Origin of the sequence: Cupriavidus oxalaticus (assembly GCF_004768545.1) — a bacterium.
In the GTDB taxonomy this organism is placed as follows: Bacteria; Pseudomonadota; Gammaproteobacteria; order Burkholderiales; family Burkholderiaceae; genus Cupriavidus; species Cupriavidus oxalaticus_A.
Genome location: NZ_CP038634.1, coordinates 2,260,292 through 2,275,234 on the forward strand (window position 1 = coordinate 2,260,292; position 14,943 = coordinate 2,275,234).

General features: G+C 66.0%; 13 protein-coding genes. 4 read left to right on the plus strand and 9 right to left on the minus strand.

Annotated elements, in window-relative coordinates; translation table 11 throughout:
* Position 1 precedes the first annotated feature (1 nt).
* A complete protein-coding gene (locus E0W60_RS10185; protein WP_135703840.1) occupies positions 2-826 on the minus strand; it encodes an IclR family transcriptional regulator in 825 nt (274 codons plus the stop codon).
* A 345-nt stretch (positions 827-1,171) separates the two neighbouring features.
* On the opposite strand from E0W60_RS10185, the gene garD reads away from it, so the two are divergent.
* A complete protein-coding gene (gene garD / locus E0W60_RS10190) occupies positions 1,172-2,731 on the plus strand; it encodes a galactarate dehydratase (protein ID WP_135703841.1) in 1,560 nt (519 codons plus the stop codon).
* 72 nt (positions 2,732-2,803) lie between these two features.
* Here garD and E0W60_RS10195 read toward each other — a convergent pair whose 3' ends face one another.
* The 7 genes from E0W60_RS10195 to E0W60_RS10225 all read right to left on the minus strand — a co-directional run bounded on the left by E0W60_RS10195 (position 2,804) and on the right by E0W60_RS10225 (position 10,075).
* Positions 2,804-4,126: a phosphoribosyltransferase family protein gene (locus tag E0W60_RS10195; RefSeq protein WP_135703842.1), complete on the minus strand. Its 1,323-nt coding sequence runs from the start codon at positions 4,124-4,126 to the stop codon at positions 2,804-2,806.
* An 18-nt stretch (positions 4,127-4,144) separates the two neighbouring features.
* Entirely contained in the window at positions 4,145-5,155 is a 1,011-nt protein-coding gene (locus E0W60_RS10200; RefSeq protein WP_135703843.1) for a zinc-dependent alcohol dehydrogenase family protein, read from the minus strand.
* A 34-nt stretch (positions 5,156-5,189) separates the two neighbouring features.
* Positions 5,190-5,645: a universal stress protein gene (locus E0W60_RS10205; protein WP_135703844.1), complete on the minus strand. Its 456-nt coding sequence runs from the start codon at positions 5,643-5,645 to the stop codon at positions 5,190-5,192.
* A 241-nt stretch (positions 5,646-5,886) separates the two neighbouring features.
* Positions 5,887-6,213 carry a hypothetical protein gene (locus E0W60_RS37335; RefSeq protein ID WP_195431629.1) on the minus strand — a complete coding sequence of 109 codons (327 nt, stop codon included), beginning with the start codon at positions 6,211-6,213 and terminating at the stop codon, positions 5,887-5,889.
* 593 nt (positions 6,214-6,806) lie between these two features.
* On the minus strand, positions 6,807-7,487 hold the full coding sequence (locus tag E0W60_RS10215) for a hypothetical protein (protein WP_135703845.1): 681 nt from the start codon (positions 7,485-7,487) through the stop codon (positions 6,807-6,809).
* A complete protein-coding gene (locus E0W60_RS10220) occupies positions 7,484-8,890 on the minus strand; it encodes a selenium-binding protein SBP56-related protein (protein ID WP_133095136.1) in 1,407 nt (468 codons plus the stop codon). Before E0W60_RS10220 ends, E0W60_RS10215 begins: the two co-directional genes overlap by 4 nt.
* Before the next feature lie 246 nt (positions 8,891-9,136).
* On the minus strand, positions 9,137-10,075 hold the full coding sequence (locus E0W60_RS10225; RefSeq protein ID WP_135703846.1) for a LysR family transcriptional regulator: 939 nt from the start codon (positions 10,073-10,075) through the stop codon (positions 9,137-9,139).
* A 111-nt stretch (positions 10,076-10,186) separates the two neighbouring features.
* Here E0W60_RS10225 and E0W60_RS10230 point away from each other — a divergent pair, with 111 nt between their 5' ends.
* Positions 10,187-10,927 carry an SDR family oxidoreductase gene (locus E0W60_RS10230; RefSeq protein WP_135703847.1) on the plus strand — a complete coding sequence of 247 codons (741 nt, stop codon included), beginning with the start codon at positions 10,187-10,189 and terminating at the stop codon, positions 10,925-10,927.
* 60 nt (positions 10,928-10,987) lie between these two features.
* Here E0W60_RS10230 and E0W60_RS10235 read toward each other — a convergent pair whose 3' ends face one another.
* Positions 10,988-11,683, minus strand: a complete 696-nt coding sequence (locus E0W60_RS10235) for a TetR/AcrR family transcriptional regulator (protein WP_135703848.1) — start codon at positions 11,681-11,683, stop codon at positions 10,988-10,990.
* Positions 11,684-11,971: 288 nt separating this feature from the next.
* Between E0W60_RS10235 and E0W60_RS10240 the strand changes: the two genes are divergently transcribed.
* A complete protein-coding gene (locus E0W60_RS10240; protein ID WP_135703849.1) occupies positions 11,972-13,696 on the plus strand; it encodes an AMP-binding protein in 1,725 nt (574 codons plus the stop codon).
* 46 nt (positions 13,697-13,742) lie between these two features.
* On the plus strand, positions 13,743-14,924 hold the full coding sequence (locus E0W60_RS10245) for an isovaleryl-CoA dehydrogenase (RefSeq protein WP_135703850.1): 1,182 nt from the start codon (positions 13,743-13,745) through the stop codon (positions 14,922-14,924).
* Positions 14,925-14,943 lie beyond the last annotated feature (19 nt).

A 14,943-nucleotide genomic window follows, 5' to 3' on the forward strand; every position in this document is an offset into this window, starting at 1 on the left:
GTCATGCCTCCTCTCGCGTACGTGGCCGGGTAGCCGGCCGTTGGATGTCGGGTTTGATATCTGGCTTCACGGCGGCGTGCGAGCGCCAGTGCTCGCAGATGGCGTCGGCCTCGCGCAGCAGTGCTCGCGCCATCGCGGCCTCGCGGCTGGTGATGCGATCGTTGAGCGCCGCAATGCTGATCGCGCCCAGCGGGTAGCCGTCGGGGCCGGGCAGGGCGATGGCGATGCCGCCCATGCGCTCGACCACGACGTCCAGCAATACGGCGTAGCCGCGCTCGCGCGTGGCCTGCACATGGCCCAGCAGCATGTCGCGGCTGAAGCGCGGGTAGCGGCGCATGGCCGGGGCGATGCCGTCGAGCACAGCGTCGACCTCGGCATCAGGCAGCGCGGCCAGCAGCGCCAGGCTGCCGGCGCCGATGCCCAGCGGCCGGCGGCTGCCGATGTCCAGGTAGTTGGCGCGGATCGGGAAGGTGCCCAGCCGCAATTCGATGCAGACCGATTCGCAGCCGCTCGGCACGGACAGGATGGCGCTGTCCTCGAAGGCATTGGCCAGCCGGATCAGCGCGGGGCGTACCAGCGGGCGCAGGTCGGTGCGCGCCAGCGTGGCGGCATGCAGCGCCAGCCATTCGCGCCCCGGCGTGAAGGCCTTGGTGGCGGGATCGCGCTCAACCAGTCCCTCGGCCGCCAGCGTTTCAAGCAGGCGCAGCGCCGAAGCCTTGTCGACGCCGGCGGCCAGCGCCAGATCGGTCAGGCGGCTGTTGCGGGCATCGGTCAGCGCGCGCAGCAGGCGGCAGGCTTTCTGCAGCGAGGTGCTCGGGGTGGTCACGGCGGCGGTCTCCTGGTCCGGTTTTCGTCACGTGAAACCGGTTGAAGCCGTTATAAGCCATCCGTCGCCGCCCGTCATTCTGCGTTGCCAAAAAATTTTGCCGGATGAAATCAATGGCTGTCGGCGACTGGATAAACCATTGTTGTCGTACAACAATCGATGGAAATCAACAGATGTCAACGAAAAATTCGCGTCTATGCGGCAATTTAATGCAGGATATGACGCATAGGCTACTCGAAGGCAGGGTAAGCCCGGACACAAGCTTGCGCCATAGCCTCTACAATGTCGTCAGACAACGTAACACGTGACTGGCATAGTGCCGTCCCCTGAAGAAAGCCTGCAATCATGAGCGAAGCGACTCCAGCACCGGCATCGCGCCCCCTCTACATCACGATGCACCCCGACGACAACGTCGCCATCGTCGCCAACGACGGCGGGCTGCCGGCCGGCGCCACGTTCCCCTGCGGCCTGACGCTGGTCGAAGGCGTGCCGCAGGGTCACAAGGTCGCATTGACGGACTTGCGCGAAGGCGACGAGGTGATCCGCTACAACGTCGTGATCGGCTACGCGTTGAAGGAGCTGCCGCGCGGCAGCTGGATCAACGAGCGCGTGATCCGCATGCCGGCCGCGCCGGAGCTGCACGACCTGCCGGTCGGCACGCGCGTCAGGCCGCTGCCGCCGCTGGAGGGCTACACCTTCGAGGGCTACCGCAATGCGGACGGCTCGGTCGGCACGCGCAATATCCTCGGCATCACCACCACCGTGCAGTGCGTGGAGGGCGTGGTCGAGTTTGCCGTGCGGCGCATCAAGGAAGAGCTGCTGCCGAAGTACCCCAACGTCGACGACGTGGTGGGCCTGGAGCACACCTACGGCTGTGGCGTGGCGATCGATGCGCCGGATGCCGGCATCCCCATCCGCACGATCCGCAATATCGCGCTGAACCCCAACTTCGGCGGGGAAGTGATGATCGTCAGCCTGGGCTGCGAAAAGCTGCAGCCCGCGCGGCTGGTCAGCGCCGGCACCATCCCGATCCAGAAGGAAGGCGAGCCCGACGTGGTCTGCCTGCAGGACGAGCAGCACGTCGGCTTTGCCTCGATGATCGAGTCGATCATGGCTACGGCCGAGAAGCACCTGCAGCGCCTGGACGCGCGCCGGCGCGAGACCTGTCCCGCGTCCGACCTGGTGGTGGGCGTGCAGTGCGGCGGCAGCGATGCCTTCTCGGGAGTTACCGCCAATCCCGCGGTGGGTTTTGCCACCGACCTGCTGGTGCGCGCCGGTGGCACAGTGATGTTCTCCGAGGTCACCGAGGTCCGCGACGGCATCGACCAGCTCACCGCGCGCGCGGCCACGCCCGAAGTGGCCGAGGCGCTGATGAAGCAGATGGCCTGGTACGACGCCTACCTCGAGAAAGGCAAGGTCGACCGCAGCGCCAACACCACGCCGGGCAACAAGAAGGGCGGCCTGTCCAATATCGTGGAAAAGGCGATGGGCTCGATCGTCAAGTCCGGCACCGGGCCGATCCATGGCGTCAGCGGACCGGGCGAGAAGGTCACGCAGAAGGGTTTGATCTATGCCGCCACGCCGGCGGGCGATTTTGTCTGCGGCACGCTGCAGCTGGCCGCCGGCATGAACCTGCACGTTTTCACTACCGGCCGCGGCACGCCGTATGGGCTGGCCGAGGTGCCGGTGATCAAGGTCTCGACCCGCAACGACCTGGCACGCCGCTGGCACGACCTGATGGACGTCAACGCCGGCCGCATCGCCACCGGCGAAGCCACCATCGAAGAGGTGGGCCGGGAGCTGTTCCACACGCTGCTGGCGGTGGCCAGCGGCAAGAAGTCATGGGCGGAACACTGGAAGATCAGGAACGCGCTGGTGCTGTTCAATCCGGCGCCGGTGACTTGAGGTATCGGCTGTCGGGTCTGTGATGGCGGCGGCGGCTGCTATTCGCCACCGGGTGTAGCCGGCCAGCATATGTCATCCACCGTACCCCAGCCTGGAACACGATTGAGGCGCAAGGTGCCTCTCGAACCAGGCTATCGTGAGTGTTGCGACGTCTTCCAGGGCCTTGCGGTCTTCGAATCCTCGGCCATTCGTCGGGATGAGCCTCAACTGCCGCGGGCAATGCATTTGCTCAAACGCAAGATTGTTGATCTGAATGTTCTTTGGGTCGCCGCTTGCACATATCAGCAGCGCAGGGATATCGAGGCGCTGCAGGCTGGCGGCACCAGCGAGATCCGGTCGTCCTGCAACACAGGCCACCGCGCGAAGTTGTGCCTCGCCGTACGCGGCCGAGCGCAGGGCCGCAGCTGAGGCGGTGCCGGTACTAAGCAGGCCGACAGGGAGGTCTGCGCAGGGTGTTCCGCCATGCAGGAAGCCCAGCGTCCGGTTCAACCTTGCCACCAGCTCATCGACATCCGACTCGGGCGCGTCGTCGAAGCGGCTGTCAGGCTGCAGGTCCACAAGCACGGTGGCGAATCCTTTCGCGCGTAGCTTGCGTGCCAGGTAATGACTGCGGACGTCGCGGCGTTCCGCGCCACCGGCATGAATCATCACCGCGACCCCGATGGGATTCGCGGCGGTTTCGAACATGACTCGCAGGCAAGTCGTCCCATATGGAACCAGCATCGCTCTGCTGATTGCCGGCACGCGCGCCTCCACCCCTGGCCGGGCATGGCCTGGGGATTGCACTGGCAGCATGGCTGTCACCTGCCGGACAAAATCGTCGGTGACCAGACTGAACTCGTGATAGAAATGCGCGAGATTTTCGATGGACTCCGGGGTATCCAGGCAGATGACTTCATCCACCAGCGCCCGGATCCTGTCCAGTCCCGCTCTTGAGGCGATCGGAAGCGCGCATATGAGTCGAGCGGGCTGCCGCTTGCGCAGGCGCGAGAGGGCCGCATACATCGTCGCGCCGCTCACCAGGCCGTCATCCACGACAATCACCACGCGACCGCCCGGATCCGCCTGCTTGCGAACCGGCTTATAGACCGCGCGCTGCCTGCGAAGCTGGTCGAACTGGGCGTCACGCTGTCGGCTGGCGTCGCCATGCGCATTCGCTTCGCCCGTGCACCACGTCATGCCTGTGTCGTCCAGCGCCATCCCTGGGGTGATGCGGCGCGCCATCACGAGATCGAATTCGGCGTCCAGCGCGTCGGCGACGACGCGCCCGACCGGCACTCCGCCACGAGGGATCGCCAGAACCAGGGCGCCGGTTCCCCGATACGCATGCAAGGCCCGCGCCAGTTCCGTTCCGGCATGTTCACGGGTCTGAAAACGTGTTTGATATGGGCGCATTCTAGAACTGAAGGAGAATCAACGATGAATCTGCAAGACCGCGGCGCCGGAAAGGCGGCCGTCACGCAGATCGGCCAAAGCCTCATTGGCCTGCTCAAGCGGATACGCGGTGGTGTGTGTATGCAGCAAGGTGCGGGCGGCGATCTCCATCAGCGCAATCCCGTCGGCGCGCGTCAGGTTGGCGACGGAACACAGGCGCCTCTCTTCCCAAAGCAGTTCGTAAGGCATGCCTGGGATATCGCTCATGTGGATGCCGCCGCAGACAACGGTGCCACCTTTATCGACGGCGCGTAGCGCTTTGGGCACCAGTGCGCCCACCGGCGCGAAAATCAGCGCGGCGTCCAGAGGCACCGGAGGCGGGAGGTCGCTCGAGCCGGCCCAGCACGCTCCAGTCTGGTATGCCAGTTGCTGGGCGCCCGTGTCGCCAGTGCGGGTGAAAGCGTAGACTTCCCGGCCTTGTGCCACGGCAATTTGCGAAACCAGGTGGGCGGCTGCGCCGAAGCCATAGATGCCGATGCGGCGTGTATCGGCGGCAGGCCCTGCCATGCGCAGCGTCCGGTAGCCGATCAGGCCGGCACAGAGCAGCGGGGCAGCGTGTTCGTCATCGTAGGCAGGCGGAATCCGAAAGCAATACCTGCTGTCTGCGACAACATATTCAGCGTAGCCGCCATCGCGCGTATAGCCCGTAAATAGCGGTGCATCGCAGAGGTTTTCGTGACGACGCTGGCAGTAGCGACAGTGGCCGCAGGTATGGCCAAGCCATGGCACACCCACGCGGTCGCCCGGCCCGAAGGCGGTGACACCCGCTCCGCAAGCATCCACCCGTCCAACGATCTCGTGTCCGGGGATGAGCGCCGGTTTGGGATGGCGCAGGTCGCCGTCTACGATATGCAGGTCGGTCCGGCATACGCCGCAGGCAGAAACAGCGATGCGTACCTCATCCGGCCCGGGCTCGGGGACTGGCCCGTGTACCAGGACCAAAGGCTGCCCCGCGCCTGCAAATTGCATGGCTCGCATGGTCTCGGGCATGCAGGTGTCCTTGTCGGTGCCCCGGCGTGGGGCGTCAGCCTTCGATTTCGCTGCGGACCAGCAAGACCGGCTTGGTTGTCTGGGCCAGTACGCCTTCCGCCACGCTGCCCATCAGCAGCCGCCTGACGCCGCGCCGCCCGTGCGTGCCCATGACAATCATGTCGGCATTCCAATTGTCGGCTTCGGTGGCGATGGTCGTGGAGATCCGCCCGGGAGCCACCGGCTTTTCGTCCAATTGCGTATGGCATCGGATTCCCGCCTGGCTGAGGCGTGCCGTCGCGGCGTCCAGTGCCTTGCGGCCGTACGAGATCTGCTGGTTCGCCAGTTCGCGGGGATCGAAATAGCCTGCCTCAAAGTACACATCGCTGTCATCGACCACAAACAACGCCTTGACTTCGGCGCCGGTGGCCGCGGCGATTGCGATGGCCTGGCTGAGCGCCAGGTCGGAGGAGTGGCTGCCGTCCACGGCGAGCAAGAGGCGCTGGTACATGCGATGCTCCTGTGGGATGGGACTGCATAGTCCCTGGGTCTGATGCATTCAGCCTAGGCGGCAGTGTTGGATGGAACTTGATATTGGTCAAACCAAGGCGCGGCCCCCCGCATCGTGAGCAGGCCGGTGCAGCGGCCAAGCGCTTGCCAGTTCCCATTCCTGGAGGCGGCGCCTTGGGGCGGTGCCGCCTGCTGCACCCGACAAGAATCCATGCATTGTCAGTGACAAGAGCGGCACTTGTTCAACTCGGGTGACGCTGGGGCACAGGTGGCGCAGACGGCGGCGATGCCGAATCCCGGGACGGAAAGAGGGCCCTGCCGCTTGCCCACTGCATGACGAAGGCCTGCATTGCGAGGATGTCACGCGGCCTCTGCATTGCCAGGAACTGTCTGGTGCATGCATGGGTGCCGGGAACGGCGCCATGGAACCATTGAAGGTTCCATTCCATCAGCGTCTCGAACTGTGAAAATGCTTTCTCGGAAAAGCACAGTACATCTGCCATACCCCTGAGGACTTCAAGATTGGCTTGCTGAGCCGCTGAAAGCTGGGCAAAGGGCAATCGATTCATGATCACGCTCCCGCATGTGAGCGCCACAGTCATCGGTTCGCAGTATGGCGCTCCGAGTGGAGACACTCCGGCAGAACCGGCTGGAGCCCCGCTCGAAAAATATGAAGCCCGACCCGTGCCTGTCCCGACTTGAGAATGCACCCCGGCCACGATCAAATATCGCCATGGCTTCAAGAAGCAGGGGTACGCAATCCCGATGAGACAAACAACGGGGGGATGAGTCGCTATCCGAGGGGATATCCGGAGCCGCCAGGCGCGTTAGTGCGCCCTTGGCCGGCTCCGGACTAATAGAGGCAGGCGAGACCTACGCCTTGGAGTGGCCGCTCGCTGTCGAGCCGGCGCGGAATCGTCATTGCAGCGCCCATTTGCGAGGGTTTGGCCGCAACTTGGGAAAACGGCAGCGCATGCATGCTTCGTGAGCACAAATTATCGAAAGCGCGCGCCGTGATGTCCATCGCTCAGTTCCTCTGAAGAAGATTGAAAACGAGGTTCAGGGCATCATATCCACTTCGCAAGGAAAGGGCAAACCACTCCGGGCCGATGCCGTGCTGGTGGCGGCGATAATGCCGGGCGGGTGGTTCGGCTCGTCTGCGCTAATGCGGCGATGGCAGCTGGATGCCGCTGAATGCCAGCGCCAGCCCACCGACAAGCACCAGGCTGAGCGCCCACACCACGTCGAGGTTGAACCAGCTGCGCGACACGAATTTAAGCCCGACATAGCGATAGACCAGCCAGGCCACCACGCCCCCGGTGGCGATCAAGGCCGCGGCATGCACGACGGACACGAGCAGCGCCATCGAGACATTGGCGCCCATCAGCGCGGCGGCGGCCTTGTGGCCGGCATCCTCGTCGGCGCGGCACAGCCCGAGATAGATCGGCACCAGCATCAGCCCGGCGCCATGCGCGATTGCCACGGCGAAGGACCATAGCGCCAGGCGCCCCGGCCGAATGCGCGCCAGCGAGCGCGGATGGCGGCGCCAGGCCAGCAGCGCCAGCCCCCAGCCGATCACCAGCAACCCCGCGGCAAACTGCAGCGGCGCCTGCCAGCGGGCCACCATGGCCAGCACGCCGAACGGCAGCATGACCGCGATCATCGCCAGCAGGTGGCCCAGCGCCAGCCATCCGAGCGCCGACACCACCGCGCGGTCCTGCCGCGCCAGCAACCCGTTCGACACGGCCAGCGGCCATCCCATCGCGGGATTCAGGCCGTGATAGATGCCGCTGGCCAGGACCGCCGACCACAGGCCGGCATGCTCCCAGGAGAACGCCGTCAAGACCGGACCGACGGATAGCAGAACGAGTCAGTCGAGCAGTCGCCGCCTTCCAGCCGCACCTGGTGCGCGCGGTAGCCGTCGGGGAATTCCAGCCAGTAGTCATCGGCCAGCGCCAATCCGCCCTCCGGCTCGGCGCGTCCCATCACCTGCACGCCGGGCACGCCGTCTGGATAGAACTGGTTGTCCCAGGTGGAGTAGAGCGAGTTGGTCCAGTAAACGCGCTTGCCGTCGCGGCTGATCTCGACCATCTGCGGGCCGCCGGCGAAGGTCTTGCCGTTCGGATGCGGCGTGCGCCGTGCAATGCCGCCGAGATGGACCGAGCCCGACAACCGTGGCTTGCGCGGGTCGGTGACGTCGTACTGGCGCATCTCGCCGGTGCCCCAGCACGACACGTACAGGAATTTGTCGTCGAGCGACAGGTCGATGTCGGTGATCAGCGGCGGCACCGCGCCGAAGCCCTGCAGCAACGGCGGCAGCAGGTCGGCCGAGGCCGGCTCGGGCGGGATGGTCGCGGTCTTTTCCGCGTGGAACTTGCCGCCTTCGCGCCACCAGGTCCAGATCGAGCCTTCCAGGTTGGTGGTGTCGACCACCACGCCGACAAAGCCGTATTCCCGCACCGGATCGTGCGCGGGCCTGACTTCCAGCGCCATCTGGTGGTTGGCGCCCAGGTCGATGGTCTGCACATTGCGCCGCGCGCGCAGGTCCCAGAAGTGCAGCTTGTGGCCGTACTTGTTGGAGAGCAGGTCTTCGGCCACCAGGCCGTTCTCGAACTGCGGCGGCAAGGCCCACTCGCTCGACACCATGTAGTCGCGCGGCAGGTTCCACCAGAAGTCGTAGTGCTTCTCCTGCTCGCCGCGGTCGATTTCCCAGCGGCCGAGCACCTCGAAGGTCTCGCAGTCCATGATGAAGATGCCGGGGAACCCGTCGGTGCCGTCCTGCCCCGCGCCGCCGAGCGTGCTGACGTAGATCCCTTCGGGGCCGCAATGCACGGTGTGCGGCCGCGAGTAGCCGGTCTTGCCGATGATCTCGTCCGGCTCGATGATCTTGTGGATGCGCGCCTGCGTGGGATGCGGCTTGGTGTCGACGATATAGATGCGCGACGAGCGCATGCCGGGAATGATCAGGTAGCGCCGCTCCAGGAACGCGTGGCCGGTCAGCGGCGACAGCGCGGAGGAACAGGCATTCCAGCCGAAGTGGTGCAGCTCGTCGCCCTTGTTGGTCATCGGCACGGTATGCACCACCGTGCTGTAGGTGGGCGAGCCGGGCTTGACGTCGATCACGGCCAGTGCGTCGGGGCGCGAGCCGTCGGGGCTCAGCAGCAGGGTGTAGGCGAATTCTTCCGGCGGTGCGCTCATCGCGAGCTGGGGCGACGGGTAAAACGTGGGATCCGGCCGCATGTTCATGGTTAGCCCTCCTTGTTCTACGCCGGTCACATGCCGCGAGATCGCGCAGGCCGGCATGGCAGCGTCCGCGCACGGAAGTGGACTTCAAGCGTACTTAGCCTAGGTCGTTCTCTATCCCTAGTCAAACGGGCCGGCACGCCGCCGCAGGGCCGTTCTCGTCACGCTGGAGATGCGTGGCGCGTGGGCATGCGCCGGCCGCACGCGACTCAATGCGACTTGGCGCGCTTTAGCGTGCCTTGGCGCGGCTTAACGCACCGGCCGGATACCGGCATCAAAGCGCGCCGCCAGCCCGTGGTCGCGGAACGCCGCTACCACGAAGTCGATGAACACGCGCGTCTTCGGCGGCAGCAGCGTCTTGTTCGGGTAGTACAGCGAGATCGGCCCGTTGTCGGCATGCCATCCGGGCAGCAGGCGCACCAGCGCACCGCTTTCCAGCCATCGCGCCGCATGCGGCGTCGGCAGCAGGGCCACGCCGTAGCCGAGCATGGCCGCGTGCGCCATTGCCTCGGGGTCGTCGAAGATCATGCGCGTGCGCTGCGTGACCGGTGCTTCTTCGCCCGACTCGCTGCGCAGCGTCCAGGTGCGCAGCCGGCCGGTCGGGCCCGAGCGCCGCACGATGCCGTCCAGCGCGGCCAGCTCGCCGGGGTGGCCCGGCATGGGCCTGCCCGCCATATAGGCGGGCGATGCGGTCGCGACGATGCAGGTCCGCGCCAGTTCGCGCGCCACCACGCCGTCGGTCAGTTCGATGCCGCCGCCGATGGCCGCGTCAAAACCGTCCTGGATCAGCTCCGCGGGGCGGTTGTCGAAATGCCAGTCCGGCACGATCGCCGGATAGCGCTGCAGGAACTCACCCAGCAGCGGCACCAGGTGTTCGCGGCCGAAGGCGAGGGCCATGCTGACCTTGAGCGTGCCCGCTGGCTTGCCGGCGTCCTGCGAGGCGCTGGCAAAGGCATCGCGCAAGGTCGAGAACGGGCCCGAGACCTGCCGCAGGAACTGCTCGCCGCTGGCGGTCAGCGTCAGCTGGCGCGTGCTGCGCTGGAACAGCCGCAAGCCCAGGTGCGACTCCAGCCGCGCCACGTTCTTGCTGACCGCCGCTGGCGTCATGCCGAGCTGGCGTGCCGCCGCCGAAAAGCTGCCGGCTTCGGCACTCCGGACAAAGGACTCGAGCAGGTTCAGGGCTTCCATGGCCTCAGCTTATACCAACGGTTGAAAAAGCTGATGCCGGCTTGTGGCTAGCGAAGGGGCAATCCGCGAACGATACTGGGTTTGCCAACCAACCATTTCCCGGAGCATTCCATGGCCACCCTGACAGGAAAAACTGCATTCGTTACCGGCGGCGCCCGCGGCATCGGCGCGGCAATCGTGCGCCGGCTGGCGCGCGAAGGCGCCGCCGTCGCCTTCACCTACCAGAGCTCCGCGGCCGGCGCCAACGCGCTGGCGGAGGAAGTGGAAGCCTCCGGCGGACGCGCGCTGGCGTTTCAGGCCGACGCCGCGGACGCCGCCGCGCTGACCCGCGCCATCGACGACGCTGCGCGCCAGTTCGGCAAGCTTGACATCCTGGTCAACAACGCCGGCGTGCTGCGGCTGGGATCGGTAGAGACCCTGTCGCTGGAAGACTTCGACGAGACCCTGGCCGTCAATGTGCGCGCGGTGTTCGTCGCGGCCAGGGCGGCGCTGACGCACATGGGCGAGGGCGGCCGCATCATCAACATCGGCAGCACCAATGCCGAACGCATGCCGTTCCCCGGCGGCAGCGCGTATGCAATGAGCAAGTCCGCGCTGCTGGGGCTGGTGCAGGGCATGGCACGCGACCTGGGGCCGCGCGGCATCACCGTGAACAACATCCAGCCGGGACCGACCAATACCGACATGAACCCGGAAGCGGGGGATTTCGGCGCGGCGCTGCATAGCCTGATGGCGTTGCAGCGGCATGCCACGCCGGAGGAGATTGCCGGCATGGTGGCTTATGTCGCGGGTCCTGAAGCGGGCTTTGTCACTGGCGCCAGCCTGATGATCGACGGCGGTTTCAGCGCCTGAGCGCCAGGCAAGTAAGCCTTACGCACGCCAGCCAGCACGCCGGCCCCACGCCGGCGTGCCTCAGTCTTTCGTCGCCTTGCGCAGTGCCGCGCTGACCTCGCCGTAGAAGCCCCGCAGCTTCTCCAGCTCCAGGTCCACCGGCTGCAGCGCCGGCCACAGCAGCGCCACCATGTCACGCGCGGTCTTCTCGATATCGACCTCGCGCTGCCGCGCGATCGCATCCCACAGGATGTGTTCCATCGGCCCCAGGATGGCCGAGCGCAGCAGGCTCAGCGGCAGGTCGCCACGGATCTCGCCATTGCTGCGCGCCCGCGCTAGCAGATCCATCAGCGGCGCCGTATAGCGGCGCTGCAGCGGCAGGAACACCTCGCCCAGCCCGGGCCCCTTGGCCCGGCCTTCCGACAGCACCAGCGCGCACAGCCCGGTCCCCTGGATCAGGAACAGGCGCAGGTGCGTCTTCACGTAGAACTCCAGCTGCGCCTTGGTGGGCTGGCCGTGCGGCATGCCCTGTTCCAGCGTGCTGATGATCTCGTCGTACCAGTCTTCGATCACGCGCACGCACAGCTCGCGCTTGCCGTGGAAATAGGTAAAGACCGTCCCCTCGGAGACGCCCAGGCGCTGGGCGATCTCGGTGGTGGTGGCGCGCTCGTAGCCAAGCTCGGCGAACACGTCGCGGCTCACGCGCAGGATGTCGCGGATGCGCTGCTCGGCCTTGGCTCCGGCGGGAACGCGGCGCCGGGAACTGGTGTCTTCCATGTTGTCGGGGGTGTGGACGTCGGTCTCGTGGCGAGGATTATAGTGCGCCGCTCGCCAAAACTTGAGTAAAGCTCAAAATTAATATTGCGTTCTGCCTCCCGAGCGTGTACTTTTCACTCGTCGGCGCCACAGGCCGCACCGGCGGGCGAGGGCAGGTGCCGAAGGATTTAAGGGATTTCCCTGATGTGATGTCCCGCCAGCCCATCAAAGACAATGACCACGGCGTGAATTGAGTGATACTCACAAAACGCCGGGCGCACGGAACGCCACCGAGCTTTGGAGACCAGTATGACGATGCAGGGCGAGTCCCAATCCACCATCCTGCCCCTGGGCGGGCTGTCGCATGTACGAGGCGAAACCAATATCCCGCTGTCCGAGCAGACGGTGCCGGAGCTGCTGGCGCAGACCGTCGCCCGCTTTGCGCAGCGTGACGCGGTCGCCTTCCGCGAGCAGGGCGTGCGCTGGACCTGGCAGCAGTTCGCCGAGGCCATCGATGCGCTGGCGGCGGGGCTGCACGCGCTCGGCCTGGTCCGTGGCGACCGCGTCGGCATCTGGTCGCCCAACCGCGTGGAATGGGTGGTGACGCAGTTTGCCACCGCGCGGCTCGGGCTGGTGCTGGTCAATATCAACCCGGCCTACCGGCTGTCCGAGCTGGAGTACGCGCTGAACAAGGTTGGCGTCAAGGCCATCGTCGCGGCCGAGGCGTTCAAGACCTCGCGCTACCTGGAGATGCTGCAGGCGCTGGCGCCGGAACTCGCTACCAGCGAGCCGGGAGCGCTGCAGGCCACGCGGCTGCCGTCGCTGCGCTGGGTGATCCGCATGGGCGCGGGCGAGACCCCGGGCATGATCCGCTATGACGACGTGGTGGCGCGTGGCGCCGGCGTGGGCCGCGAATCGCTCGACGCCATCACCGCGCAGCTCGACCGCAACGACCCGATCAACGTGCAGTTCACCAGCGGCACCACTGGCGCGCCCAAGGGCGCCACGCTGACGCACCGGAACATCGTCAACAACGCGCGCTTTATCGCCATGGCGATGCGCTTTACCGAGCAGGACAAGCTGTGCATCCCGGTGCCGTTCTACCACTGCTTCGGCATGGTGCTCGCGGTGCTGGCGTGCGTCTCGACCGGCGCAGCGATGGTGTTCCCGGGCGAAGCCTTCGAGCCGGAAGCCACCATGCAGGCCGTCAGCGAGGAACGCTGCACCGCGCTGCACGGCGTGCCGACCATGTTTATCGCGCAGCTCGACCATCCGCGCTTCGGCGACTATGACTTCTCTTCGCTGCGCACCGGCATCATGGCCGGCTCGCCGTGCCCGATCGAGACCATGAAGCGCGTGGTATCGCAGATGCATATGTCCGAGGTGACGATTGCCTACGGCATGACCGAGACCAGCCCGGTCTCGTTCCAGAGCAGCACCACCGATCCGCTGGACAAGCGCACCACCACCGTCGGCCGCATCCAGCCACACCTGGAAGTCAAGGTGGTCGATGCCACCGGCGCCACGGTGCCGGTGGGCGAGAAGGGCGAGCTGTGCACGCGCGGCTACTCGGTGATGCTCGGCTACTGGGACGACGAAGCCCGCACCGCCGAAACCATCCGCGATGGCTGGATGCATACCGGCGATCTCGCCACCATCGACGAAGAGGGCTACTGCAATATCGTCGGCCGCGTGAAGGACATGCTGATCCGCGGCGGCGAGAACATCTACCCGCGCGAGATCGAGGAATTCCTGTTCCGCCATCCCAAGGTCCAGGCCGTGCAGGTGTTCGGCGTGCCGGACCAGAAGTACGGCGAGGAAGTGTGCGCGTGGATCGTGCTTAAGCCGGGCGAAAGCGCCACCGAGGAAGAGATCCGCGAGTTCTGCCGCAACCAGATCGCCCACTACAAGATCCCGCGCTACATCCGCTTCGTGAACGAGATGCCCCTGACGGTGACCGGCAAGGTGCAGAAGTTCGTGATGCGCGACCAGATGGTGCGCGACCTGAACCTCAGCGAATCCAAAACGGCCTGATCCCCACGCCGACATCGATTACCAGAACTTTCAAGACAACACTGCCATGACTACCTTGCCCGGCCTGAAATTCGACCTCGGCGAAGACATCGAGATGCTGCGCGATTCCGTGCGTACCTGGGCCCAGGCCGAACTGGCCCCGCGCGCGGGGGAGATCGACCGCACCGACCAGTTCCCGATGGACGCCTGGAAGAAGATGGGCGACCTCGGCGTGCTCGGCATCACCGTGGCCGAGGAATACGGCGGCGCCAACATGGGCTACCTGGCGCACATGATCGCGATGGAAGAGATCAGCCGCGCCTCGGCGTCGGTGGGCCTGTCGTACGGCGCGCACTCGAACCTGTGCGTGAACCAGATCCACCGCAACGGCACGGCCGCGCAGAAGGCGAAGTACCTGCCCAAGCTGGTGTCGGGCGAATGGATCGGCGCGCTGGCGATGAGCGAGCCCAACGCCGGCTCCGACGTGGTCAGCATGAAGCTGCGCGCGGAACTGAAAGGCGACCGCTACGTGCTCAACGGCACCAAGATGTGGATCACCAACGGTCCGGACTGCGACGTGCTGGTGGTTTACGCCAAGACCGAGCCCGAGCTGGGCGCGCGCGGCATGACCGCCTTTATCGTCGAGAAGGGCATGAAGGGCTTCTCCGTGGCGCAGAAGCTGGACAAGCTGGGTATGCGCGGCTCGCACACCGGCGAGCTGGTGTTCGAGGACGTGGAGGTGCCGGCCGAGAACATCCTCGGCGCCGAGAACAGCGGCGCCAGGGTGCTGATGAGCGGGCTGGACTACGAGCGCGCCGTGCTGTCGGGCGGCCCGGTCGGCATCATGCAGGCGTGCATGGACGTGGTGACGCCGTATATCCACGACCGCAAGCAGTTCGGCCAGAGCATCGGCGAATTCCAGCTGATCCAGGGCAAGGTGGCCGACATGTACACCACGCTGCAGGCGGCGCGCAGCTACCTGTACACGGTCGGCAAGAACCTGGACGCGCTCGGCAGCGACCACGTGCGCCAGGTGCGCAAGGACTGCGCCGCGGTGATCCTGTACACGGCCGAGAAGGCCACCTGGATGGCGGGCGAGACCGTGCAGATCCTGGGCGGCAACGGCTATATCAACGAATACCCGGCCGGGCGCCTGTGGCGCGACGCCAAGCTGTACGAGATCGGCGCCGGCACCTCTGAGATCCGCCGCATGCTGATCGGCCGCGAGCTGTTCGCGGAAACGATGTAAGCCCACCACGCGATGGCTG